This is a genomic window from Maribacter spongiae, assembly GCF_047345125.1.
In the GTDB taxonomy this organism is placed as follows: Bacteria; Bacteroidota; Bacteroidia; order Flavobacteriales; family Flavobacteriaceae; genus Maribacter.
On record NZ_JBLFEQ010000010.1, the window covers coordinates 71,362 to 93,945 of the forward strand.

At 39.4% G+C, this 22,584-nt stretch carries 22 protein-coding genes; 12 read left to right on the forward strand and 10 right to left on the reverse strand.

Annotation, left to right across the window (positions count from 1 at the left end; translation table 11 throughout):
- Window positions 1-202: 202 nt before the first annotated feature.
- The 8 genes from ACKWB9_RS13380 (at window position 203) to ACKWB9_RS13415 (ending at window position 10,310) form a co-directional block, all read left to right on the forward strand.
- Entirely contained in the window at window positions 203-1,651 is a 1,449-nt protein-coding gene (locus ACKWB9_RS13380) for a glyceraldehyde-3-phosphate dehydrogenase (protein WP_414003525.1), read from the forward strand.
- Window positions 1,652-1,797: 146 nt separating this feature from the next.
- Complete coding sequence (locus tag ACKWB9_RS13385; protein WP_414003526.1) at window positions 1,798-2,415, forward strand: tRNA (guanine-N1)-methyltransferase; 618 nt, start codon at window positions 1,798-1,800, stop codon at window positions 2,413-2,415.
- 225 nt (window positions 2,416-2,640) lie between these two features.
- The gene (gene trmD / locus ACKWB9_RS13390) at window positions 2,641-3,315 is read left to right on the forward strand and encodes a tRNA (guanosine(37)-N1)-methyltransferase TrmD (protein ID WP_414003527.1); all 675 of its coding nucleotides are present in this window, start codon (window positions 2,641-2,643) and stop codon (window positions 3,313-3,315) included.
- A 145-nt stretch (window positions 3,316-3,460) separates the two neighbouring features.
- A complete protein-coding gene (gene rplS / locus ACKWB9_RS13395; RefSeq protein WP_414003528.1) occupies window positions 3,461-3,811 on the forward strand; it encodes a 50S ribosomal protein L19 in 351 nt (116 codons plus the stop codon).
- A 668-nt stretch (window positions 3,812-4,479) separates the two neighbouring features.
- Complete coding sequence (locus ACKWB9_RS13400; RefSeq protein ID WP_414003529.1) at window positions 4,480-6,702, forward strand: NADP-dependent isocitrate dehydrogenase; 2,223 nt, start codon at window positions 4,480-4,482, stop codon at window positions 6,700-6,702.
- A 115-nt stretch (window positions 6,703-6,817) separates the two neighbouring features.
- Window positions 6,818-9,217, forward strand: a complete 2,400-nt coding sequence (locus tag ACKWB9_RS13405) for a TonB-dependent receptor (protein WP_414003530.1) — start codon at window positions 6,818-6,820, stop codon at window positions 9,215-9,217.
- Window positions 9,218-9,220: 3 nt separating this feature from the next.
- The gene (locus tag ACKWB9_RS13410) at window positions 9,221-10,078 is read left to right on the forward strand and encodes a DUF4249 family protein (protein WP_414003531.1); all 858 of its coding nucleotides are present in this window, start codon (window positions 9,221-9,223) and stop codon (window positions 10,076-10,078) included.
- Between the two features lies 1 nt (window position 10,079).
- Complete coding sequence (locus tag ACKWB9_RS13415; protein WP_414003532.1) at window positions 10,080-10,310, forward strand: DUF6095 family protein; 231 nt, start codon at window positions 10,080-10,082, stop codon at window positions 10,308-10,310.
- A gap of 4 nt (window positions 10,311-10,314) precedes the next feature.
- Here the strand turns inward: ACKWB9_RS13415 and ACKWB9_RS13420 are convergent, their stop codons facing one another.
- Entirely contained in the window at window positions 10,315-11,010 is a 696-nt protein-coding gene (locus tag ACKWB9_RS13420; protein ID WP_414003533.1) for a DUF4294 domain-containing protein, read from the reverse strand.
- Between the two features lie 102 nt (window positions 11,011-11,112).
- On the opposite strand from ACKWB9_RS13420, the gene ACKWB9_RS13425 reads away from it, so the two are divergent.
- Window positions 11,113-12,201, forward strand: a complete 1,089-nt coding sequence (locus ACKWB9_RS13425) for a M42 family metallopeptidase (protein WP_414003534.1) — start codon at window positions 11,113-11,115, stop codon at window positions 12,199-12,201.
- A gap of 40 nt (window positions 12,202-12,241) precedes the next feature.
- Window positions 12,242-12,799: an NUDIX hydrolase gene (locus ACKWB9_RS13430; RefSeq protein WP_414003535.1), complete on the forward strand. Its 558-nt coding sequence runs from the start codon at window positions 12,242-12,244 to the stop codon at window positions 12,797-12,799.
- Here ACKWB9_RS13430 and hisS read toward each other — a convergent pair.
- The 5 genes from hisS to rpsF form a co-directional block, all read right to left on the reverse strand.
- Window positions 12,783-14,159, reverse strand: a complete 1,377-nt coding sequence (gene hisS, locus ACKWB9_RS13435; protein WP_414003536.1) for a histidine--tRNA ligase — start codon at window positions 14,157-14,159, stop codon at window positions 12,783-12,785. The two genes, ACKWB9_RS13430 and hisS, sit on opposite strands and share 17 nt — an antisense overlap.
- A 148-nt stretch (window positions 14,160-14,307) precedes the next feature.
- Window positions 14,308-14,784 (reverse strand): DUF6495 family protein, encoded by a 477-nt coding sequence (locus ACKWB9_RS13440; RefSeq protein WP_414003537.1) that lies wholly within the window; start codon window positions 14,782-14,784, stop codon window positions 14,308-14,310.
- Window positions 14,785-14,938: 154 nt separating this feature from the next.
- Window positions 14,939-15,394: a 50S ribosomal protein L9 gene (gene rplI / locus ACKWB9_RS13445; RefSeq protein ID WP_414003538.1), complete on the reverse strand. Its 456-nt coding sequence runs from the start codon at window positions 15,392-15,394 to the stop codon at window positions 14,939-14,941.
- Window positions 15,395-15,405: 11 nt separating this feature from the next.
- Window positions 15,406-15,702, reverse strand: a complete 297-nt coding sequence (gene rpsR / locus ACKWB9_RS13450) for a 30S ribosomal protein S18 (protein WP_413968512.1) — start codon at window positions 15,700-15,702, stop codon at window positions 15,406-15,408.
- Between the two features lie 5 nt (window positions 15,703-15,707).
- The gene (rpsF, locus tag ACKWB9_RS13455) at window positions 15,708-16,049 is read right to left on the reverse strand and encodes a 30S ribosomal protein S6 (RefSeq protein ID WP_414003539.1); all 342 of its coding nucleotides are present in this window, start codon (window positions 16,047-16,049) and stop codon (window positions 15,708-15,710) included.
- Between the two features lie 230 nt (window positions 16,050-16,279).
- Here rpsF and ACKWB9_RS13460 point away from each other — a divergent pair, with 230 nt between their 5' ends.
- Entirely contained in the window at window positions 16,280-16,972 is a 693-nt protein-coding gene (locus ACKWB9_RS13460) for a LytR/AlgR family response regulator transcription factor (protein WP_414003540.1), read from the forward strand.
- Between the two features lie 197 nt (window positions 16,973-17,169).
- Here ACKWB9_RS13460 and priA read toward each other — a convergent pair whose 3' ends face one another.
- Genes priA through nadC form a run of 4 tightly spaced genes read right to left on the reverse strand, consistent with a single transcriptional unit; the run spans window position 17,170 to window position 21,895 of the window.
- Window positions 17,170-19,626: a replication restart helicase PriA gene (priA, locus tag ACKWB9_RS13465; protein ID WP_414003541.1), complete on the reverse strand. Its 2,457-nt coding sequence runs from the start codon at window positions 19,624-19,626 to the stop codon at window positions 17,170-17,172.
- Between the two features lie 5 nt (window positions 19,627-19,631).
- Entirely contained in the window at window positions 19,632-20,072 is a 441-nt protein-coding gene (locus ACKWB9_RS13470) for a DUF2147 domain-containing protein (RefSeq protein ID WP_414003542.1), read from the reverse strand.
- A complete protein-coding gene (locus ACKWB9_RS13475) occupies window positions 20,069-21,037 on the reverse strand; it encodes a YihY/virulence factor BrkB family protein (protein WP_414003543.1) in 969 nt (322 codons plus the stop codon). The genes ACKWB9_RS13470 and ACKWB9_RS13475 overlap by 4 nt, the downstream gene beginning before the upstream one ends.
- Window positions 21,038-21,895: a carboxylating nicotinate-nucleotide diphosphorylase gene (gene nadC, locus ACKWB9_RS13480; RefSeq protein WP_414003544.1), complete on the reverse strand. Its 858-nt coding sequence runs from the start codon at window positions 21,893-21,895 to the stop codon at window positions 21,038-21,040.
- A 172-nt stretch (window positions 21,896-22,067) separates the two neighbouring features.
- On the opposite strand from nadC, the gene rlmH reads away from it, so the two are divergent.
- The gene (gene rlmH / locus ACKWB9_RS13485) at window positions 22,068-22,541 is read left to right on the forward strand and encodes a 23S rRNA (pseudouridine(1915)-N(3))-methyltransferase RlmH (RefSeq protein WP_414003545.1); all 474 of its coding nucleotides are present in this window, start codon (window positions 22,068-22,070) and stop codon (window positions 22,539-22,541) included.
- Window positions 22,542-22,584: the final 43 nt, after the last annotated feature.

Consider the following 22,584-nt stretch of genomic DNA (forward strand, 5'->3'; position numbering starts at 1 on the left):
TGCTTTTCTTATCCGTATCAGTGCTGTGTATTTCAAAAAGTATCTGGTCTGGATAAATTTCAACTCATTTTCGGTCAAGAAGACGCGTTTAATATATTGATTTTGAACCTCTATTTTAATGAATGCTTTTTTATTTGAAATTTGTTACAAAAACATTTAAAAAGACTAATTTTGAACAAAAATACAACAACTAACAATCAAAATGTCCAATAAAGTGTCCTACGAAAAAGAATTGGCCTTTCAGGCGGATAGAAGAAAAGCGACTACTGAATTTATAAAAATCGCCAGTAATCTATGGTATGATAAATCCATAGAAATCGTACTCTTTAAAAATCAGGTGATCGATAGAAATGTCAGTGATATTATTCATTTACATGAATATGCCGGGGAATTTGTACAAAAGCCCATTTCCATTTTCGATTCCGTTGAAATATTAAGGGCCATAAACGATATAAAACTGCCTCCTTCCAAATTGGATATTGGCAAATTAACCTATGAATATCATTCCGACGACAATAATTTTAACAACGTAAAGGCATTTGTCATTGAAAAACTCAAATCGGCACATAACGCTACAGATATAAAGGCAAAGGATGTCGTGCTTTATGGTTTTGGCAGAATTGGTCGTTTACTGGCCCGAGAATTAATGTCCAAGATCGGTAAAGGAAACCAACTGCGATTACGGGCCATTGTCGTTCGCGGTAATGCAGATGTGGAGACACTGGAGAAAAGAGCAAGTTTATTACGAACGGACTCGGTCCATGGAAATTTTATGGGAACCGTTACCGTAGATGTAAAAAACAAAGCACTCCTGATCAACGGAACAACGGTTCATGTCATCAATACGGAAAACCCTGAAAATATTGATTATACGAAGTACGGTATATCCAATGCTTTGGTCATTGACAATACCGGTGCATTCAGAAACAAGGCACAACTATCCAGACACCTAAAGGCGAAAGGGGTCAATAAGGTATTGTTAACGGCCCCTGGAAAAGAAGTACCCAATATTGTACACGGCGTAAATCATTTGAATTACGATCCTGACAAAACAAAAATATACTCGGCCGCTTCCTGTACCACAAATGCCATCTCCCCTATCTTAAAGGTTATTGAAGATTCCTTGGGCATTAAAAAAGGGCACTTGGAGACGATACATGCCTATACCAATGATCAAAATTTGGTGGACAATATGCACGGAAAATATAGAAGAGGAAGAGCGGCAGGCCTTAATATGGTCATTACCGAAACCGGTGCCGGGGAAGCCGTGGCCAAAACCTTGCCTTCGTTAAAAGGCAAATTGACATCCAATGCCATTAGAGTTCCCGTCCCCAATGGGTCCTTGGCCATTTTAAATTTGGAAATAAAAAACCAGACTTCCTTGGATGGCGTAAATACAATATTGAAAAAATACGCCTTGGAAGGGGATTTGGTAGAACAAATAAAATACGCATTGAGCAAAGAGCTCGTTTCTTCGGATATCGTGGGGACTTCCGCTCCTTCCATATATGATAGCAAGGCGACCATTGTTTCCAGCAATGGCAAGAATATCGTTTTGTATATATGGTATGATAATGAATATGGTTATTCCCACCAGGTAATGCGTTTGGCAAAATATATTTCCAAAGTTCGCAGATACACTTATTATTAAAATTTTCAAAGAGCTTAACGTCCTAAAACTACTGTTTTACGTAGATATGTAGTGGGTAACAAACTTTATCCATTTTTTTAGTATTTGATTTTATTCAATTACTTTAGTCCACTCTAAATCAATTTTTAACAGTAATCACTAAGTAAATGAAAATTTGTAGATTGTTAATGGTGTTTACGGTCCTACTTACCGTAAACATTACCTATGCACAAGATTCCAATGTGGACAAACCATCCTTGGACAAGGGTTCTATTAGTTCACAATTTGATTATATTTCAAAAAAATCGGGCAACTACAGGGCAGATGGTGTGCGATATGAGGTCGTAAGAGAATCGAATTTATATAAACTGAGAAAAAACGTCTTGGATTCCATTGCGGCAAAGAACAAAAAAACAGGGGAACTTAAAGTGACCATTTCCGAACACGTAACCACCATTGCCTCATTAAATAAAAAATTAGAGGAAACCACCACTAACCTAACCGATGTAACGGCAGAAAAGGACAGCATGTCCTTTTTGGGTATGCAGGTATCCAAAGGAACATACAATTTTATTCTTTGGACAATTATTAGTGGGTTGTTCATATTGTTGGGCCTTTTCATTTATAAATTTAGAAATAGCAATATACTAACGCAGGAAGCCAAACAAAACCTCTCGGAACTGGAGGTAGAATATGAAGATCACAGAAGAAGGGCCTTGGAACGGGAACAGAAGATCAGCAGGCAATTACAGGATGAACTGAACAAACAGAAGAAACCCAAATAAACCGTAAAGCTCCCATTAGGAGCTTTTTTTAGGATAATAATAGATTATAGAGAACGGATACCTTCCTCCTTTCTTTACGGAAAGCACCCCACTATTAGGAAAAAATGCCAAGAAATAATAATGGCCAACACTGCACCACAAATTTTATGTGGAAAATCGGGATAGAAAAAGGATAACCATTGTTTTCATTATTTTTGACTGCCGATTCTTAATCCAAAGCATACCATGAGAATTGATATTATTACCGTACTACCAGAACTCCTTAAGAGTCCGTTTGAAGCTTCCATTCTAAAAAGAGCGATAGATAAGGGATTGGTCGAAGTTCATTTCCATAATTTAAGGGACTATACGGATAATAAATACAGACAAGTAGACGATTATCAATTTGGGGGCGGAGCCGGAATGGTCCTTATGATAGCACCTATTGATAAATGCATCTCCAAACTCAAAGGAGAAAGATCATATGATGCTGTTATCTACATGACCCCGGACGGGGAAACTTTGGACCAAAAAATGGCCAACAATCTTTCACTTCAAAAAAACATCATTATACTATGCGGTCATTACAAAGGCGTAGATCAAAGGGTTAGGGATGCTTATGTTACCAAGGAAATTTCGATAGGGGATTACGTGCTATCCGGTGGTGAATTGGGTGCTGCCGTACTCTGTGATACCATTATCCGGTTGATTCCGGGAGTACTTGGCGATGAGACATCCGCCTTAACGGATACTTTTCAGGACGGATTGTTGGCGCCTCCGGTCTATACCAGACCGGCGGACTACGATGGAATGAAAGTCCCCGATGTTCTTTTGACCGGAAATTTTGGCAAGATAGAACAATGGCGGGAAGACAAGGCCCATAAAAGAACCGAGAAACTGCGACCGGACCTTTTGGAGTAGAAAAAGTCAAGATGGGTTCATTGTAAAAATCACTTAAAAATACTTGTAGTTTCTAATTTTAGAATTACTTTTGCACTCTGTTAAATTAACCTCTGACGAAAATCGTGAATGTTGCTTTAAAATAAATTCCAATATTAAAAAAATCATGGAATCATTAATTAAGTTTGTTCAGGAAGAATTTGTGACCAAGAAAGAATTTCCAAATTTTTCCTCGGGAGATACCATTACAGTTTACTATGAAATTAAAGAAGGTGAAAAAACACGTACACAGTTCTTTAAAGGTGTCGTAATCCAAAGAAGAGGTACAGGAGCTACAGAGACATTTACCATTCGCAAAATGTCCGGTACGGTTGGGGTAGAACGAATTTTCCCTGTCAATATGCCGGCCCTGCAAAAAATTGAGATCAACAAAAAAGGGAAGGTGCGCAGATCTCGTATCTACTACTTTAGAGGTTTGACCGGTAAGAAGGCAAGAATCAAAGAAGTAAGATCCTAAAAACTAAGGACAACTATTAAAGAGCAAGCCGGTCATAGACCGGCTTTTTTTATGAACATTTGTGAACAACGATAGTTCATAAGGTGTTGATTATTAATTTTTTGCAATAAATATACATTTCGGTTTTTTTTATTATCTTTAAGTATGATTTAAGCAAAACATCGCTAAAGGATGTGCGTGGAGGTCATCATGAGGTTTACGTTCTTTATGTTGTTATTTAGCAAAAAAAGCAAGTTGGACTGTTTAATAAAATGGTTTTTCCTGTATTTGCGAGTAATCGTTCTAAAGGCTGTCGCTTTTATCGAACATTATGGATTTATCGATTTTTTGAATAGACTTGTTTATTCGAAAAGAAATAGGTTAAGATAACGAGAAGAAAAAACAAAGTAATCGCTTGATTGAATAATTGAGGATAAAATGTGATTCAAACGTTGAATTTGTGATGCAGATGCAATCAATGGTTGCCGTTTTAATTGAATAATTGAAACAAAAAGTCTGTAAACTCATTCTAAAAAGCCATATCAATGTATTTATACAATGATATGGCTTTTGTTATTCTAAGTTTTAAGTCAATCCTACATCGGAAACCCTAAAGATTAAGGGCAATCCATGTATTCATGCCTTGGGAAAATTGTATATTTGCTGCGCTTTAAAATAAAATACAGCTAATGTCCAAGATTTTTTATACAAAAACGGATGAGGCACCGGCCTTGGCAACGGAGTCTTTTCTACCTATAGTCCAAGCATTTACAAAAACCTCTGGAATAGAAATAGAGACAAAGGATATTTCTCTTTCGGGAAGAATAACCGCTACTTTCCCAGATTTTTTAGAAACAGGACAAAGAATAAGCGATGATTTGAACGAATTGGGAAAGATGGCGAAAGAGCCGGAGGCCAATATCATAAAATTACCCAATATAAGTGCGTCCATACCTCAATTAAAAGAAGCTATAACAGAACTACAAGCTAAAGGGTACGCTGTTCCCGACTATCCGGACGAACCCAAGACGGACACCGAAAAAGAAATCAAATCAAGATACGATAAAATAAAGGGAAGTGCCGTAAACCCTGTACTCAGAGAAGGTAATTCCGATAGAAGGGCGCCAAGGGCAGTAAAAAATTATGCCAAGAAAAACCCGCACACAATGGGTGTTTGGAGCAGTAGCTCCAAGACGCATGTTGCCACCATGTCCGAAGGGGATTTTAAATCCAATGAGAAATCCTTGACCATAAAGAATAATAGAGCCGTAGAAATTGTATTGATTTCCGATAATACGGAAGAAACCATACTTAAGGATAAGATCGATCTTTTGGCCGGTGAAATTATAGATGCCACGGCCATGAACAAAAAGGCCCTATTAAAATTTCTTGGGGAACAGGTACAGGATGCCAAAGAAAAAGATGTGCTTTTTTCGGTCCATATGAAGGCTACCATGATGAAAGTGTCGGATCCCATAATTTTTGGCCATGTGGTAGAAACATTCTTGAAACCTGTTTTCGAAAAACATGCCGAAACTTTTGAGAATCTAGGTATGGATCCGAACAACGGTCTGGAAGTATTGTTCAATAAATTGGAAAATTTGCCCAGTGATATAAAAACCGATATTGAAAATGACATTAAGACCGTCATGGAGAATGGTCCGGACCTGGCCATGGTAAATTCGGACAAGGGCATTACCAATCTCCATGTGCCTAGCGATATTATTATTGATGCCTCCATGCCGGCCATGATCCGTAATTCCGGGCAGATGTGGAATGCGACGGGTAAACCTCAGGACACCAAGGCCGTAATACCGGATAGCAGCTATGCCAGTATTTACACCGCAACGATAGATTTTTGTAAAGAACATGGGGCTTTCGATCCCACGACTATGGGAACGGTACCCAATGTTGGCCTTATGGCCCAAAAAGCGGAAGAATATGGTTCCCACGATAAAACCTTTGAAATTCCCAAAAAAGGTAGTGTACAGGTTAGGGATATAACCTCTAAAGAAACCTTATTAGAACATAAAGTTGAAGCAGGGGATATTTGGCGTATGTGCCAGGTGAAGGATGCCCCCATTCAGGATTGGGTAAAACTTGCCATTTCCAGAGCAAAGGCCACTCAAGTCCCAGCTGTTTTTTGGCTGGATGAAAATAGGGCACATGATGCGGAACTGATCAAAAAGGTCAACACCTATTTGCCGCAACACAATATTGACGGTTTGGAGATACACATTATGGCGCCGGCCGAAGCTACGAGGTTTACCTTAAAAAGAATGAAAGATGGTAAGGATACCATTTCCGTCTCGGGAAATGTATTGAGAGATTACCTTACCGATCTATTTCCTATTTTAGAAGTGGGTACAAGTGCCAAAATGCTTTCCATTGTTCCATTAATGAACGGAGGAGGGTTATTTGAAACCGGTGCCGGTGGCTCAGCGCCCAAACACGTGGAACAATTCATAGAAGAAGGCCATCTAAGGTGGGATTCTTTAGGAGAGTTTTTAGCCCTTGGTGTATCCTTGGAATTTCATGGTGACAAGAACAACAATGCCAAGGCAAGGGTCTTGGGCAACGCTTTGGACGAAGCGACCGAAAAATTCCTGGACAATGACAGGTCACCTTCCAGAAAGGTCAACGAACTGGATACCAGGGGTAGTCATTTTTATTTATCCATGTACTGGGCAGAGGCTCTGGCCGATCAAGATGAAAACGATGAGCTAAAACAGATTTTTTCAAAAGTCCATGGACGGATAAAGGAAAACGAAAATCAGATTTTACATGAGCTGACCGAAGCACAAGGGAGCCAACAGGATATTGGCGGTTACTATAAACCGGATACCCAGCTGGTTTCGAATGCCATGCGACCGAGCAGGACATTCAATGAAATTTTAGAAGATATTTCTTAAACTATACCAATGACCCTCGAATACCGAGGGTCTTTTTTTTTGAATAAAGTTTGTTAAGATTTTATATATTCCATTATTTCCCGTCTATCTTTAAACGAGTTCTAACAAAAAAAGGATGAACAAAAACCACATAGCTTTACTATTGCTATTTTTTTCCTTTTCAACCCCTCTATTTTCACAACAAAAATATACCCTTAGTGGTACTATTACAGAAAATACCAGTAATGAAACCCTGATTGGCGTGACACTGGTGTTTCCTAGCCTGCAAACGGGAGTCACCACAAACGAATACGGTTTTTATTCCATAACCCTGCCCAAAGGGGAATACCAGGTTTTTATAAGCTATTTAGGTTTTAAGGATATGGCCCGGACCGTCTCCTTGAACCAAAACACCAAGATAGATTTTAAATTGGAGGAAGAAGCAGAGAAACTGGAGGAAGTAATGGTGACCGAGAATGTGGAAAAGATGGATATTCGCAAACCACAAATGAGCGTGAATACGCTATCTGTGGAGACCATCAAAAAAATTCCGGTGATCCTAGGCGAAGCAGATGTTATCAAATCCATTCTTTTGCTTCCCGGTGTCACCAATGCAGGGGAAGGTGCTTCGGGTTTTAACGTGCGGGGCGGGGCGGTAGATCAGAACCTGATTTTATTGGACGAGGCCACCATCTTCAATTCCTCCCATTTATTCGGTTTCTTTTCGGTTTTTAATCCGGATGCCATAAAAGATATCAAATTATACAAAGGAGGTATTCCCGCACGCTATGGCGGTAGGGTTTCTTCCGTATTGGATATTTTTCAAAAAGAAGGAAACAGTAAAGGGTTCAAGGTAAATGGCGGTATCGGTGCCGTTGCCAGTAGGCTTTTGATCGAAGGCCCTATAGAAAAGGATAGAGCGGCCTTTTTGATTGGAGGAAGGGCTTCCTATGCCCATTTGTTCCTTCCACTTTTTGATATTGACAATACGGCCTATTTCTTTGATCTGAATACCAAATTGAACTATAAGTTAAATGAGAACAATAATTTTTACCTCTCCGGTTATTTTGGAAGGGATGTTTTTGGCATTAGTGAAAGCTTTGTAAATACATACGGTAACACTGTGGGCAATTTTAGATGGAACCATCTATTTTCCAATAAATTGTTCTCTAATTTATCACTAATATATTCCGATTATTATTATGGTCTAAAATTGGATTTTGTAGGCTTTGATTGGAATTCGGGTATCCGAAATTTCAACATCAAGTATGACCTTAAACACTATGTAAACGATAAACTACGGGTCAATTATGGATTAAACAATATTTATTATCAATTTAATCCTGGAAAGATAACCCCCAGCAATGCGGATTCCGGTATTATAGAGGAGCAGTTGATCCAAAAATATGCCAATGAATTTGCGGCCTATATTGATGTGGAACATCATGTGACCAAGAATCTTAGTTTAGGATACGGACTTCGTTTCAGTCATTTTATAAGATTGGGGCAAGATGAATTGAATGTATATGAAAATGGCGATCCGGTAAGTTTTGACCCTATATTACTCATCTATCGAGAAGCGGATCCCATAAATGTCATAAGCCCGGGAAGAGGGGGCAGTTTAGCTACATATAGTAATATAGAACCCAGAGCCTCCTTGGCCTACACTTTTGATTCCAAAAGTTCCATAAAGGCCAGTTATACCAGATTGGCGCAATACCTGCACCTGTTATCCAATACCAGCTCCCCCACTCCATTGGATGTATGGACCCCCAGTGGACCTTTTGTAAAACCACAATTATTGGATCAGTATGCCTTGGGTTATTTCAGAAATCTTAAAGATGGAAGGTACACCTTTGAAAGTGAAGTTTTTTATAAGAACATCCAAAATAGGATAGATTATATAGACGGCGCCAACCTTATAGCCAATAACGCCATTGAGCAGGTAATTTTAAGCGGCCAGGCAAGAGCTTATGGCCTAGAGTTGCTTTTGCGAAAGAATGAAGGTAAATTTCAAGGTTGGCTTGCCTATACACTATCAAAGTCCGAACGACGTACACCGGGCAGAGCAGCCTCGGCCGACAATGGAAGAAGCAATTTGGAAACCGGGATCAATTTTGGCGAATGGTACAACACGCCCTATGACAAGACCCATGACATTTCGGTATTCGCAAGCTATGATCTGAATAAAAAATGGAGTTTCAACACCAATTTTGTCTATCAGACAGGGCAGCCCACCAACTATCCTATAGGCCAATTCGAATTTCAAGAACTTGTCATTCCCTACTTCGGTCTGCGAAACCGGGAACGCTTACCCGATTATCATAGAATTGATGTTTCCGCTACACTTACCCCAAAGAAAAACAAAAAAAGAAGGTTACAGGGAGAATGGGTCTTCAGCATCTATAATATTTACAATAGACGAAATGCAGCTTCCATCAACTTTCGTAGAAATCAAGATACGGGTGTAAACGAGGCGATCAGAACTTCTATATTTGGCGTTGTACCGGCCATAACTTATAATTTTAAATTTTAGGGGATGAAGAAACTATTTTATTTTCTAATAACCGTAGGTGCATTTTTATCGTGTGAAGATGTAATTGATATTGAAACCCCTACCGAACCTCCAAGGTTGAATATAGATGCAGTAATACGTATAGATAGAAGTAATCCGATAACAACGGCGTGCATCAAGGTCGGTTTGACCAGTCCTTTCTTTGACAACAACGATATAGCCGAAATTGATGAGATTACCATTCAAAATACCGATTATGAACCCTTGGGGCCATTGGATTCAAATTTCATCGTTTTTGAAGAAATAACACCGGGAATGTATAAAGCATCCAAACGAACCCCGTTTTTTACTTCGGGAGATTTGTTTTTAACCGTAAAACATGGGGGAGAGACCTATTCGGCATCTACCTCCTTTGTTCCTACCGTTCCCATAAATAGTTTGGAACAGGGCGATGAGACCTTATTCTCCGAGGACGAAACAGAGATCAAGGTAAGCTTTACAGATAATGGGGAGCGGGACGATTTTTATTTGTTCGATTTTGATTTTGGAGAATTTCTGGTTACCGAAGACGAATTCTATCAGGGGCAGACTTTTGAATTTTCCTATTTTTATGATGAAGAAGTGGCACCGGGGAGCACTCTGGAAATCAGCATCCTAGGTGTTGACGAATCTTTCTATAATTATATGAATCAGATCATAGTACAATCAGGTGGGGATCAAGGTCCTTTTCAGACCCCTGCGGCCACGGTAAGGGGCAATATTATAAATACCACCAACATGGATAATCCGGCTGTTTTTGATAATATAGTGCGAACCGATAACTTTGCATTGGGTTATTTTGCCATCGTAGAAGAATTTAAGGAAACCCTGACCATAGAATAAATTGAGGACGAACAAGGATTTATTGATCAAAGGCATAAAACGGTTGCTCTATACCGTTTTATTGATGTTTAGTGCCCCATATATCGTTTGGCAAGCGTTCAAGAACACAGGGCATCCTTTTTATTGGCCCGTTCTTATCATTGGGTTATTATTGGGTATTGCAGCGATTATCATGGGGTTTTTGGGCATTAAATCCTTGATGGATGCCCTGTTCGGAAAACAAAAGGATTGACGGTCTAATTCTTTTTACCTAAGGACGTAGGCTTTTTCCATTTATTATAAAGCTCTGCATAATTATAGTCCAAAACCGTTTTCTGCCGATCTAATTTTCCGGATGCAAAGGCCCGCTGTAAAATATCCTCGATCAAATAATCTTCTTCTACCTGATCGGGGTGAAATTCCTCTTTAATACTGATTTTAAAGAATTTGGCCGTAGTGTTATACCAAAAGGCACGCCAACCGTTCCGCAGTTCCTTGACCAGATCAAATGCCGTAGTACCGGTTTGCCTATATATGAGCTTTACCAAGATTTGACCTTCGGTACGTGTCAATTTTTTTAATTCTTCCGAAAATTCCCCCTCTATATATTTCTGTACTTTTTTAGTATATTTTTTGCGTTTTCGGTTTTTCGTGATTTTTGTCAAGCTATCATTCAATTCCACCAACCGCTCTGCGGCCAGTTTTGCATAAGGATAAACTTTATGCGTTTTCCTTCTAAGGATATAGTATCTTAATTTTTCCTTATAGGAGGAAAATTTCAATCTTCCAAAAACATAGGCTTCCTCTAACGTTATAGAACTTTTCACAACGGAATCCCCCTCAACAATAATCAACTTTTCGGTTACCGAATCCAGTGGTCTTTCCTGTACCTGGGGAAATACTTTACACATGGTCAGCAGTAAAAGAATTAAACCGATAAATTTTCTTTCCATAGTCGTTACACCCTAAAGCTGTACCAAAATTAACGATAATTACAGAAGCATATTATTAAAAACAATTGAATATTGCTAAGTTTGCACGCAAACTAATTTTACATGGCCAAAACAGATATCATCACTAAAAAATCATTAGCTTTTTTTGAGAAATACTTGAACAATGCGGCACCCACAGGTTACGAGTGGGAAGGTCAAAAACTATGGATGGACTATCTACAGCCCTATGTGGATACGTTTATTACGGATACCTATGGCACGGCCGTTGGCGTAATTAATCCAGACGCCAAGTACAAGGTCGTAATCGAGGGGCATTCCGATGAAATTTCATGGTATGTAAACTATATTACGGATAATGGATTGCTTTATGTAATCCGAAACGGAGGTAGCGATCACCAGATAGCGCCTTCTAAATGGGTAAATATCCATACCAAAAAAGGCATTGTAAAAGGTGTTTTTGGATGGCCTGCCATTCACACCCGCAAATCCGGAAAGGAAGAACCCCCAAAACTGGACAATATTTTTATAGATATAGGAGCCAAGGACAAGGAAGAAGTAGAAAAAATGGGTGTTCATGTAGGTTGTGTCATAACCTATCCTGATGAGTTCCACGTATTGAACGGCGATAAATTTGTTTGTAGGGCCATTGATAACAGGGCAGGCGGATTTATGATTGCCGAAGTGGCCCGCCTTCTACATGAAAACAAAAAGAAATTGCCTTTTGGACTGTATATTACCAATGCCGTACAAGAGGAAATTGGTTTAAGGGGTGCGGAAATGATCACCCAGACCATTAAGCCCGATGTCGCCATTGTTACGGATGTATGCCATGATACGACCACACCTATGATCGATAAAAAAGTACAGGGCCATACGGAAATTGGTTCCGGACCGGTTATTTCATATGCTCCTGCGGTACAAAATAAGCTGCGCGAGCGTATTATTGAGACGGCAGAATCCAAAAAGATACCATTTCAACGCATGGCGGCTTCCAGGTTTACAGGTACGGATACGGATGCTTTTGCCTATAGCAACGGCGGTGTGGCCTCTGCCTTGATTTCCTTGCCGTTACGTTATATGCACACTACGGTAGAGACCGTGCATAAAAACGATGTGGAAAATGTAATTCGATTGATCTATGAAACGCTGTTGACCATAAAAGAAGGCGAAACTTTTAGCTATTTTGATTAAACCCTGACCCTCCCCAAAAAGGAGGGTCTTTAATTTTTGAATGGACGAGCTTGTTGACATATTAGATCCTGAAGGGAATCTTACAGGAAAAACGGCAATGAAGTCTCTAGCACACCAAAAGGGGCTCTTCCACCCTACCGTGCATGTTTGGTTATATACCCGGCAAGGCGAACTATTACTACAGCAACGTGGTAAGAACAAAGATACTTACCCAATGTTATGGGATGTTTCCGTCGCCGGACACATAGGTGCGGGTGAATCTATCACAGCATCGGCCATTAGGGAAATCGAGGAAGAAATCGGATTACATATAAAACCGGAGGGTTTAAATAAAATAGGGGTTTTCAAATCCGTTCACAAGCACCATGAAGACCTTATAGACTGCGAATTCCATCATACATTTTTAAGTGAACTTAAAGTTCCTTTCGGCAACTTGATCAAACAAGAAAGCGAAGTAGAGGATTTAACGCTTGTCCCAATTGATCAATTTAAAACTGAATTAACGGATAAGTCAAAAAAAGACAAATACGTACCTCATAAAACAGCCTATTATCAGGCCGTTATTTCTGCCATAGAAAGTCTTATAGGGAAGTTATAAAATCTTTAACAGATTCAAGTTTGTAGGTATGCTGTTCACCTGTATTCATGTTTTTCACCACAAAAGACCCATTGTTCAGTTCTTCCGTGCCTAACAAAATCACATAGGGAACTTGGCGGCTATTGGCGTATTTAAATTGTTTCTGAATTTTTGCATTGGAAGGATACAAATCTGCCTTTAGGCCAGACTTACGCAATGTAGTCATCAGTTGTAGAGCGGCAAATGCCTCTTCATCTCCAAAATTAAGGCACAATACATCCAACGACCGGTCAATTGCCTTTGGAAAAAGGCCTAATTCTTCCAAAACCAAATAAATACGATCCAGACCAAAGGAAATTCCAACACCGCTCACATCTTTTAAACCAAAAATACCAGTAAGGTTGTCATAACGCCCCCCTCCTCCAATGGAACCTATTTTAACCCCTTTCGGAGCACCGACTTCAAAAATGGCCCCGGTATAATAATTGAGCCCCCTGGCCAATGTAACATCTATGGCAAGTTTGGCGGATTGCAGTCCAAGGGAAGTTATGTGCTCTATCATAAACCGCAACTCCCTCACTCCCTTACTACCCTCTTCAGAATCACCAAGAAAGGCTTCTAAAATCGCCAACTGGTCGGTATTACTTCCAGTCAATTTAAACAATGGGGCGGCCTTTTGGATGGAAGTTTCCAAAATACCCTTGGCCAACATCTCTTTTTTAACGCCTTCCTCCCCTATTTTATCCAATTTATCCAGGGCAACGGTAAAATCGACCAATGCATGTTTGGCCCCGATAACCTCGGCTATACCGGCCAGTATTTTTCTATTGTTCAATTTTATGGTGGTACCTTCCAGGCCCAAATCCGTAAAGACGGCATCATATAATTGAATCAACTCTATTTCTTGCAATAAGGAATTGGAGCCCACAACATCCGCATCACACTGGTAAAATTCTCGAAACCGTCCTTTTTGCGGCCTATCGGCACGCCAAACCGGTTGTATCTGATAGCGTTTAAAGGGGAAATCAATCTCATTTTGGTGCATGACCACATACCTCGCAAAAGGTACCGTTAGATCATAGCGTAATGCTTTTTCCGAAATTTTTGCTGTCAGGGAATTGGAATTTTTAGAGCTATAGGTAACATCATCGACCTTATTAAGATAATCTCCTGAATTCAATATTTTAAAGATCAAACGATCGCCTTCGTCCCCATATTTCCCCATTAGGGTATCCGAGTTCTCAAAAGAAGGGGTTTCTATGGGCTGAAATCCAAAAGTCCGGAAATGCTTTTTTACGATATCAAAAATATAGTTGCGTTTTGCGATTTCGGAAGGGGTAAAATCCCTTGTACCCTTGGGTATGGATGGTTTCTGGGCCATTTGAATTTAATTGTGCTGCAAATATATGTGTTTAGAGGTTTTGATGGTATCGAAAACCCTTCAAAAACAACCCTAAAACCTTCTATTGATCATTTTAGAATTACTTGAGGAGAGTCTTATCTCTTTGGCAGGTACCAGAAGGATTTTTTTATGAAATATCGATTACCCTATCAAACCATTGATACAGCTCCCCTTTGGTAATAACCGCCCCTTGTTGGATCAATTGAAACTTATCTGCATTCCTATCTTCCGAATACATTTTGGAAGCGGTCAAATACTCTACAAAATCCGATTGCCAATTCTTTTTGAACCAGTCAAAACCGATCTTAACGGTTAAATCCACATCGGGATTCATCACTTTAACGGCGATCAGTTTCATTTCTTTCTCCGTTAAATGGAATAAATGCATCTGTTGGGCAGAGATGTTTTCCAAATAGGTTACTTTGTTCAGGACACCTTCCCATACAAGATCGCTAAACACGTCCAATTCCTCTTCCGCTACTTGAGGTTTATTTTCTTTGATCTTGCCCCATTCATCTGCCGTAATGGATTGTGTAGCCAAAAAATTGATGAACTCCGGGTGCAATTCCTCGAACTGCTCTTTTGAAAGACGGGTATATTTCATCTGTACAGGTGATTTATTTTTAATTATCGATCAGATGTGCTTCACTATGATGAAAATCTTGCGAAAATCCAAGATTATTCGTGGCTCGTTCCGTTCATTAAAAAACAAAGCCTTTCAGTAAACTGAAAGGCTTATACATTATCTAAATCAAATTCTATTTCTTCTGTTCCGCAACGACCTCAAAAGGAAAATCAATGATCACCTCTCTGTGCAAACGGATTTGGGCACTGTAAGATCCCGTTCTTTTAACGGAACCTCCTGGTATAGCAATAAACTTTTTATCGATAGCATGCCCATCTTTTTCAATTGCCGAGGCCAAATCGGTCGCAGTGACAGATCCGAATAATTTATCACCGGCTCCGGTCTTGGCAGGAATCTTCAATTCCAATTTTCTAAGTGCGTCCGCAACCTTGTTGGCGGCATCTATAACTTTCTTCTCCTTGTGCGCTCTTTGTTTTAAATCTTCGGCCAACACCTTTTTAGCGGAAGGAGTAGCCATTGTGGCCAAACCTTGCGGGATAAGGAAATTTCTTCCGTATCCGTTCTTAACGGTTACCAAATCATCTTTAAAACCTAAATTCTGTACGTCTTCCTTTAATATAAGTTCCATGACACTTTTTTTTATTTTAATAGATCACCAACGTAAGGCATTAAAGCCAAATGACGAGCCCTTTTAACGGCCTGGGCAACTTTACGTTGATACTTTAAGGAAGTTCCCGTAAGTCTTCTCGGTAATAATTTACCTTGTTCGTTCACCAATTTCATCAAAAAATCAGCATCCTTATAATCTATATATTTGATGCCCGATTTTTTAAATCGGCAATATTTCTTTTTGGTATTGGTCTCTATGTTCAATGGGGTCAAATACCTGATTTCCCCATCCTTTTTACCTTTTGCTTGTTGTTGTAATGTTGACATCGTACTTAAGCTTTAGCTGTTTTTAACCTTGTTCTTCTCTTTTCTGCCCATGCAACGGCGTGCTTGTCCAATTTAACGGTCAAAAAGCGCATAACACGTTCATCTCTTCTAAATTCCTGTTCGTAAGGCATTATTGCCTCACCGGGAACAGTGAATTCGAACAAGTGGTAAAAACCACTTTTTTTGTTTTGAATAGGGTAAGCCAGTTTTTTTAGGCCCCAATTTTCCTTGGAGACCATTTTGGCTCCATTCTTAATTAAGAAATCCTCGAATTTCTTAACTGTTTCCTCTATCTGAACATCAGATAGAACGGGATTCAAAATGAAAACAGTTTCGTAATGGTTCATATTATATTTATTTTAAGGAGTGCAAAAATAGCTATTATTTTAAAATAATTATAAGAAACCTAAAAATTATTCGTTATAGGAAGAAGCAATAATAAATTGAATATAACCAAATCTTAGTAAATGATCATCACCGATTACACAATGAACAATGCAATGTTTACATCTTTTGTTGCAGTTAAGCATGTTTTTTTGGTAATTTGTCGATGATTTAACCCCACAAATCAGCCCTTATGAAATTAAGAAGTATTATCGTTGACGATTCGTCCATGCAAAGGATGGCCGTCGCAAAGTTGGTAAACAACCATCCCAACTTGGCCATGGTAGCGGAATACAGCAATGCTATCGAGGCAAAGAACGGTATCAAGAACAATGAAATCGATTTGATTTTTCTTGATGTCGAGATGCCGATCATCACAGGATTCGACCTACTCGAGTCCCTAGACAACAGCCCTCAGGTGATTTTGATCACTGGTAAACCGGATTATGCCCTCAAGGCCTTCGACTATGACGTAACGGATTATCTCCACAAACCGATTACCATGGCGCGTTTTGATGCCTCCGTAAAAAGAGCGGTCGCAAAGTATGAACAGATGCACCGGGTAAACGAGGATGAAGAACATATCTTTGTGAAGAGCAATCTTAAGAAAAGGAAGGTCATTTTAAATGATATCAAGTGGATAGAAGCCCTTGGTGATTACATAAAATTGGTTACGGACGAAGCCAATATCGTAATTTTATCAACAATGAAATCTTTTGAAAAGCAATTGCCGGAAGATAAATTTTTACGTATTCACAAGTCATATATTATAAACTTGGAAAAAGTAGAAAAATTCAACAGTAAAAACGTAGAGGTCAGTGGACGTTCTATTCCGTTAAGCAGAAACAAGAAAACAGAGTTGGCGGAAGCACTCAGCAATGTATAAATTGCTTATGATATAAACTTTACTTCTAAACCGTTTCTGATGAAACGGTTTTTTTGTACAAATGTTTGAACGACCATAAAACTGTAAAGGAAAGAATGGCCCGGATTACAAGGTCATGTAGCTCCCTATTTCAATAACCTATTAATCCAATGACCGGAAAAACCAAAACACCTATAAAAATTAGGATATCGGGCAAATTAAATATGATCTACATTATAGATTACCCGAACGCTCCGGTACATTGAAATAGCATGGAAAGATTTTTCTATTCTCTTAATATTGAGTTTTGTTCTTCCTATAGTCTCTCTTTTATCCATTTTGATCATAAGATGCTTTAGGTACTGATTCCGGATCCTGGCCACAGGAGGGTATTCCGGCCCCAGCACATTTCCTCCAAAATTCGTTTTTAACGCATTGCAGAACCAATCTGCCGCCTCATTGAGCACGTTATAGTTTTTGTGTTTAAAAGTTATTTTGATAATCCTATTTACCGGTGGATATTTGTACTGTTCCCGTTCATAAAGCTGTTCGGCATACATACCTTTATAATCCCCTGTGGAGACCTGTTTTAGAATCTGATGATAAGGGTTATAGCTTTGGACGATTACTTTTCCACGTTTTTTTGTTCGGCCTGCCCTTCCGGCTACTTGTGTCAATAATTGAAAACTCCGTTCATGTGCCCTGTAATCCGGAAAATTCAGGAGTGCATCCGCATTCATGACCCCTACTAAATTTACATTCCTAAAATCCAATCCCTTGGTCAACATTTGCGTACCTATAAGAATAGCTATTTCTTGTTGTTCAAAAGCGGTAATGATTTTTTCATAGCCGTGTTTTCCCCTGGTAGTATCCAGATCCATCCGGCCTACTTTAACATCAGGAAACAATGCCTTTACTTCCTGCTCTATTTGTTCGGTACCAAAACCCTTAGTGTCCAATTCCGGACTTCCACAGGCCTGGCAATTTTCGGGCAAAGCGGTATGATGTCCACAATAATGACAACGCAATTGTTTCCGATATTGATGATAGGTAAGACTTACATCACAATTTGGGCATTGAGGCGTATGGCCACAAGTGGAGCATTCTAAAATAGGTGCATACCCTCTCCTGTTCTGAAATAGGATAACCTGTTCCCCAGCCTCCAAGGTCTTGTTTATTTCCTCCAGGAGCCGTTCGGAAAAATGCCCTTTCATTCTTTTTTTTCTATGGGCCTCTTTTATATCTACCAATTCCACATCCGGAAGCAGTACATTCCCGTACCTCCTGTTTATTTCGGCGTATCCATATTTTCTCGTTTGCGCATTATGAAAACTCTCGATACTCGGCGTGGCAGATCCCAGTATTATATTCGCTCCGTGCAAACTGCCCAATACAATGGCGGCATCCCGGGCATGGTAGCGTGGCGCAGGGTCAAACTGTTTAAAAGAGCTTTCATGTTCCTCATCTACTATGATCAATCCCAGATGGTTAAAGGGCAACAGCATTGCAGATCTTGCCCCGATCACAATTTGTGCCTTTGGTTCCCCGGAAAGTACATTGTTCCATACCTCTACACGCTCCTGTACATTGTATTTTGAATGATATACCGATATTTTCTCACCAAAATAATCCCGTAACCGGGCAATAAGCTGGGTAGTCAACGCTATCTCCGGCAACAAGTACAGTACCTGTTTTCCTTTTTCTATATAGGATTCTATGAGTTTTACATACACTTCAGTCTTTCCGGAAGAGGTTATTCCCTTTAATAAGGTGACTTTTTGTTTTTCAAAGTTTTCATTAATGTCTGCTAAAGCTTTTTCCTGATGTTCGTTCAATCCTTTACTGGGCGATTTTTCACCTATCCTTTCATAGTTTATCCGATCTTTTTGAATAAAATATTCTTCCAGGATATCCTTATCCACCAAACTTTTAATTATTGCCCTGGAAACATTCGCCGATTTCTCCAGATCAGCCACGGATATTGGTTTTTTAGAATTTCCCTGCAGTTGAAAAACTGCTAGGACAACCTGACTTTGTTTTGGTGCCCGGGACAAGGACTGTAGCAGTTTTTCCAATTTTTGATCGTCCGCATAAACATCGGTCAATCTAACATATCTGACCAATTTGGGCTTATACTGCTCATATACTTCCTCTTTTAACCGGATGGCCTTTTTTTCCAATAGTCGTTGCAAAACGGGCAAGGCGTTCTTTCTATCGATTATTGCAGCTATCTCCTGGATTTTTAATGTGGATTGGTGCTGCAATGCCTCAAAAATCAAAAATTCGTCATCTTTTAGGGAAAGTTCATCTACAGGGGCATTTTCATTGCGCAATACCAACGTCTCACTTTCCAACAGGAACGCACCGGGTAAAGCGCTCCGCATTACTTCTCCCAGGGTACACATATAATAATCCGCGATCCATTGCCAATGCCGAAACTGTATCGGAGCCACTATTGGATGTTCATCCAAAACCTCATGGATGTCCTTGGCCTCATAGATTTCCGGTGGGGTTGAATGTACACTTTCAACCAATCCTGTATATATTTTTGATTTTCCAAAAGGTACGGCAACACGCATTCCTGTTTTTAGAAGCTCGGCTTCCTCAAGGCTTACGCTATACGTAAAATGCCTTTCCAAAGGAATGGGCAATATTACATTGATAAAATAGGCCATACCGATCAATCTTTCATCCGAAGCCAAGTCTGCGTTCTGTACAAAAAGGCGAGGTATCCCCTAACTTTAAGTTCATTAGGGTTATTGGGGTTCAACCATATCTTGCATCTAAAAGTCATGGCCTGTTCCGGGTCAAAAAGTCTTTTCCCCTTCCACTCCCCATCTTTATTCTCCTTTGCCGCCGTTATAATCTCCATACCAACAACAGGTTTATCCTTAAGGTCGCCCTTACACTTGATACATATCGCGTTCTCTTTACCTTTTTCCAATATCTTTAAAACTTTGCCGTACATGAGTCCATTCTTTTTATATATTTTAATGATCCCCTTAGGTTTTCCCGTGCGATCATCAATGGTCTTCCATTTTCCAAAAACGCTTTGTGCGGTCAAAAAACCTGTAAAACATACACATAGGATAAAAAGCAAACTCTTTTTGCTGTGCGTCATTCTTTTCTAGCCATTTTCCTCAATGAATTTAATGAGGCGTTCAATTCAAAACCGAGCAGCAAGATATTGGAATTTAACCAGATGTAGATCATTAATATCAATAATCCTCCCAACGCCCCGTAAAGCTCATTGTATCGTGCAAATTTTTCAACATAAATTCCGAATAAATAGGAGGTTATCAAAAAAAGAACTGTGGTCATTAATGCGCCAACCGAGAAAAAACGGGCCTGTTTACCTTCTCGCGTACCAAAATAATATAAGATGGCCGTTGTAAAATAAGAAAGTATGATAAAAAACAGCACTTTTGCGATCTGTACACCAATAATTTCGCCGTCCCCCAATACGTAACCTCCTTGCCTGGCCGCAAACTCACTTAGGTATTTAAGAACGTATACCTCAAAGTACACAAAAACCACAAAGCCTATAATAATTAAAATGGAGAGAATAAGGCCCACCATCAATGCAAAAAGGTATTGTCTAAAAAAATTACGGGTAAGTTCTATGTGATAAGAGGTCTCAAAGCCACCAAATATGGCGTTGACCCCATTGGCAACCAAAAAAATAGATAGGATAAAAGCGGATGACAGCAAGCCTCCCCTTTTCTGGTCCTTTATTTGTTGAAAGACTTCTCCAAAATACTCACCGGTCGCCGAAGGTAAAAATGATTCTAAGAAAAGAGGGAAATCACTATCAAAGTTTGTGTTTTCCAGACTAAAAATAGAAATTAAAAAAGGTACGAGCGTAAGCATAAAAATCAACAAGGGAAACAATGCCAAAAACAGGCTAAAGGCAATAGCACTGGCCCTTGTGGAAAGTGTTCCTTCCACAATACCAAGAATATACATTTCTATAAGATCGTAAATAGACAGTCCTTCAAAGCCGGGAAGCCGAATATTTTTCAATAAACGTACCAACCAATTTACAATGGGGATTTTTTGGAGTTTCTCCTCTATTTCTTTAGACATTTAGACTGCTTTTAAGCTTAAATCCATATTGTACACCGAGTGGGTCAGTGCCCCGGATGATATATAATCTACACCACATTCGGCATATTTTCTAATGGTCTTTTCATTGATCCCGCCCGAGGATTCCGTTAAACAGCGATCCCCGATCATTTCTACCGCTTTTCGGGTATCTTTATAATTAAAGTTATCGATCAGGATTCTGTAAACACCTTCAGATCTTAGGATTTCCTCTATTTCATACAAATCCCTTGCTTCTAAGATAATTTTCAAATCCCGCCCGGTCTCCTTCAAATATTTTTTTGTTTTGTCTATCGCTTTTGTAATCCCTCCCGCAAAATCGATATGGTTATCTTTTAACATGATCATATCGTACAATGCAAACCTATGGTTCTCGCCACCACCGATCTTAACGGCCCATTTTTCCAATGCACGGATTCCGGGCGTAGTTTTTCTGGTATCCAATATTTTGGTTCCGGTACCTTCTAAAAGTTTAACATAGGCATTGGTCTTCGTGGCAATGGCACTCATGCGTTGCATGGCATTCAAAACCAACCGCTCCGCTTTTAAAATACTTTGTGCCCTGCCTTCTACATAAAAGGCGATATCGCCATATTTGACCGTGGAACCGTCTTTGATCAATATTTCGACCTTAAAGTCATCGTCCACATGGTCAAAAACTTGCTTTGCAAAATCAATTCCGGCAATTACCCCTTCGTCTTTGACCAACAATTTGGCCTTGCCCATGGCATCTATGGGAATACAGGATAACGAACTATGGTCCCCATCGCCAACATCTTCCCTGATTGCGTTTTTTATGATGTTTTCTATTTCAAAATCGAATTTTTTGGAAGAAATCATAAGTTTAGTTTTGATACGGACGAAATTAACAAATTGTTCGGGTTGTTGGCGGTATTTCCCTTTTGAGTTCTGAAAATTTGGTATGAATTTTACAAATTTACATTGCCCGACAAAAAATGACATTTGGATTTTGAAGCTTGGATTTTGAAATTTCCAAGATTACATTTGCTGCATGACCATAAAACTATTGGCCGTTGGCAAAACGGATCATAAAGCGTTACAAGCCCTTATTTCTATCTATGAAAAAAGGCTTTCACACTACATTAAATTTGAACTTGAGGTAATTCCGGATGTTAAAAACGTTAAAAACCTGTCCGAGGAGCAACAAAAAATCAGGGAAGGGGAACTTGTATTAAAAAAACTGGGCCCTATGGACAGTCTCATATTATTTGATGAAAAGGGAAAGCAGTATTCATCGGTCGAATTTGCTACTTTTTTACAGAAGAAAATGAACTCGGGTATAAAACGCCTGGTATTCTTAATTGGAGGCCCATATGGCTTTAGCGAAGCGATCTATAATACCGCCGAGGGCAAAATCAGCCTCTCCCCGATGACGTTCTCCCATCAAATGGTCCGCCTTTTTATAACGGAACAAATTTACCGGGCTTTTACCATCCTGAAGAACGAACCGTACCATCATAAATAAATCCGGCTCAATTTTCTTCTCAAAAGAAAGGAACACATTATAA

Coding starts and splice junctions, on each gene's coding strand:
- ACKWB9_RS13380 (WP_414003525.1), top strand. CDS start 203: ATGTCCAATAAAGTGTCCTACGAAAAAGAATTGGCCTTTCAGGCGGAT.
- ACKWB9_RS13385 (WP_414003526.1), top strand. CDS start 1,798: ATGAAAATTTGTAGATTGTTAATGGTGTTTACGGTCCTACTTACCGTA.
- trmD (WP_414003527.1), top strand. CDS start 2,641: ATGAGAATTGATATTATTACCGTACTACCAGAACTCCTTAAGAGTCCG.
- rplS (WP_414003528.1), top strand. CDS start 3,461: ATGGAATCATTAATTAAGTTTGTTCAGGAAGAATTTGTGACCAAGAAA.
- ACKWB9_RS13400 (WP_414003529.1), top strand. CDS start 4,480: ATGTCCAAGATTTTTTATACAAAAACGGATGAGGCACCGGCCTTGGCA.
- ACKWB9_RS13405 (WP_414003530.1), top strand. CDS start 6,818: ATGAACAAAAACCACATAGCTTTACTATTGCTATTTTTTTCCTTTTCA.
- ACKWB9_RS13410 (WP_414003531.1), top strand. CDS start 9,221: ATGAAGAAACTATTTTATTTTCTAATAACCGTAGGTGCATTTTTATCG.
- ACKWB9_RS13420 (WP_414003533.1), bottom strand. CDS start 11,010: ATGGAAAGAAAATTTATCGGTTTAATTCTTTTACTGCTGACCATGTGT.
- ACKWB9_RS13425 (WP_414003534.1), top strand. CDS start 11,113: ATGGCCAAAACAGATATCATCACTAAAAAATCATTAGCTTTTTTTGAG.
- ACKWB9_RS13430 (WP_414003535.1), top strand. CDS start 12,242: ATGGACGAGCTTGTTGACATATTAGATCCTGAAGGGAATCTTACAGGA.
- hisS (WP_414003536.1), bottom strand. CDS start 14,159: ATGGCCCAGAAACCATCCATACCCAAGGGTACAAGGGATTTTACCCCT.
- ACKWB9_RS13440 (WP_414003537.1), bottom strand. CDS start 14,784: ATGAAATATACCCGTCTTTCAAAAGAGCAGTTCGAGGAATTGCACCCG.
- rplI (WP_414003538.1), bottom strand. CDS start 15,394: ATGGAACTTATATTAAAGGAAGACGTACAGAATTTAGGTTTTAAAGAT.
- rpsR (WP_413968512.1), bottom strand. CDS start 15,702: ATGTCAACATTACAACAACAAGCAAAAGGTAAAAAGGATGGGGAAATC.
- rpsF (WP_414003539.1), bottom strand. CDS start 16,049: ATGAACCATTACGAAACTGTTTTCATTTTGAATCCCGTTCTATCTGAT.
- ACKWB9_RS13460 (WP_414003540.1), top strand. CDS start 16,280: ATGAAATTAAGAAGTATTATCGTTGACGATTCGTCCATGCAAAGGATG.
- priA (WP_414003541.1), bottom strand. CDS start 19,626: ATGGCCTATTTTATCAATGTAATATTGCCCATTCCTTTGGAAAGGCAT.
- ACKWB9_RS13470 (WP_414003542.1), bottom strand. CDS start 20,072: ATGACGCACAGCAAAAAGAGTTTGCTTTTTATCCTATGTGTATGTTTT.
- ACKWB9_RS13475 (WP_414003543.1), bottom strand. CDS start 21,037: ATGTCTAAAGAAATAGAGGAGAAACTCCAAAAAATCCCCATTGTAAAT.
- nadC (WP_414003544.1), bottom strand. CDS start 21,895: ATGATTTCTTCCAAAAAATTCGATTTTGAAATAGAAAACATCATAAAA.
- rlmH (WP_414003545.1), top strand. CDS start 22,068: ATGACCATAAAACTATTGGCCGTTGGCAAAACGGATCATAAAGCGTTA.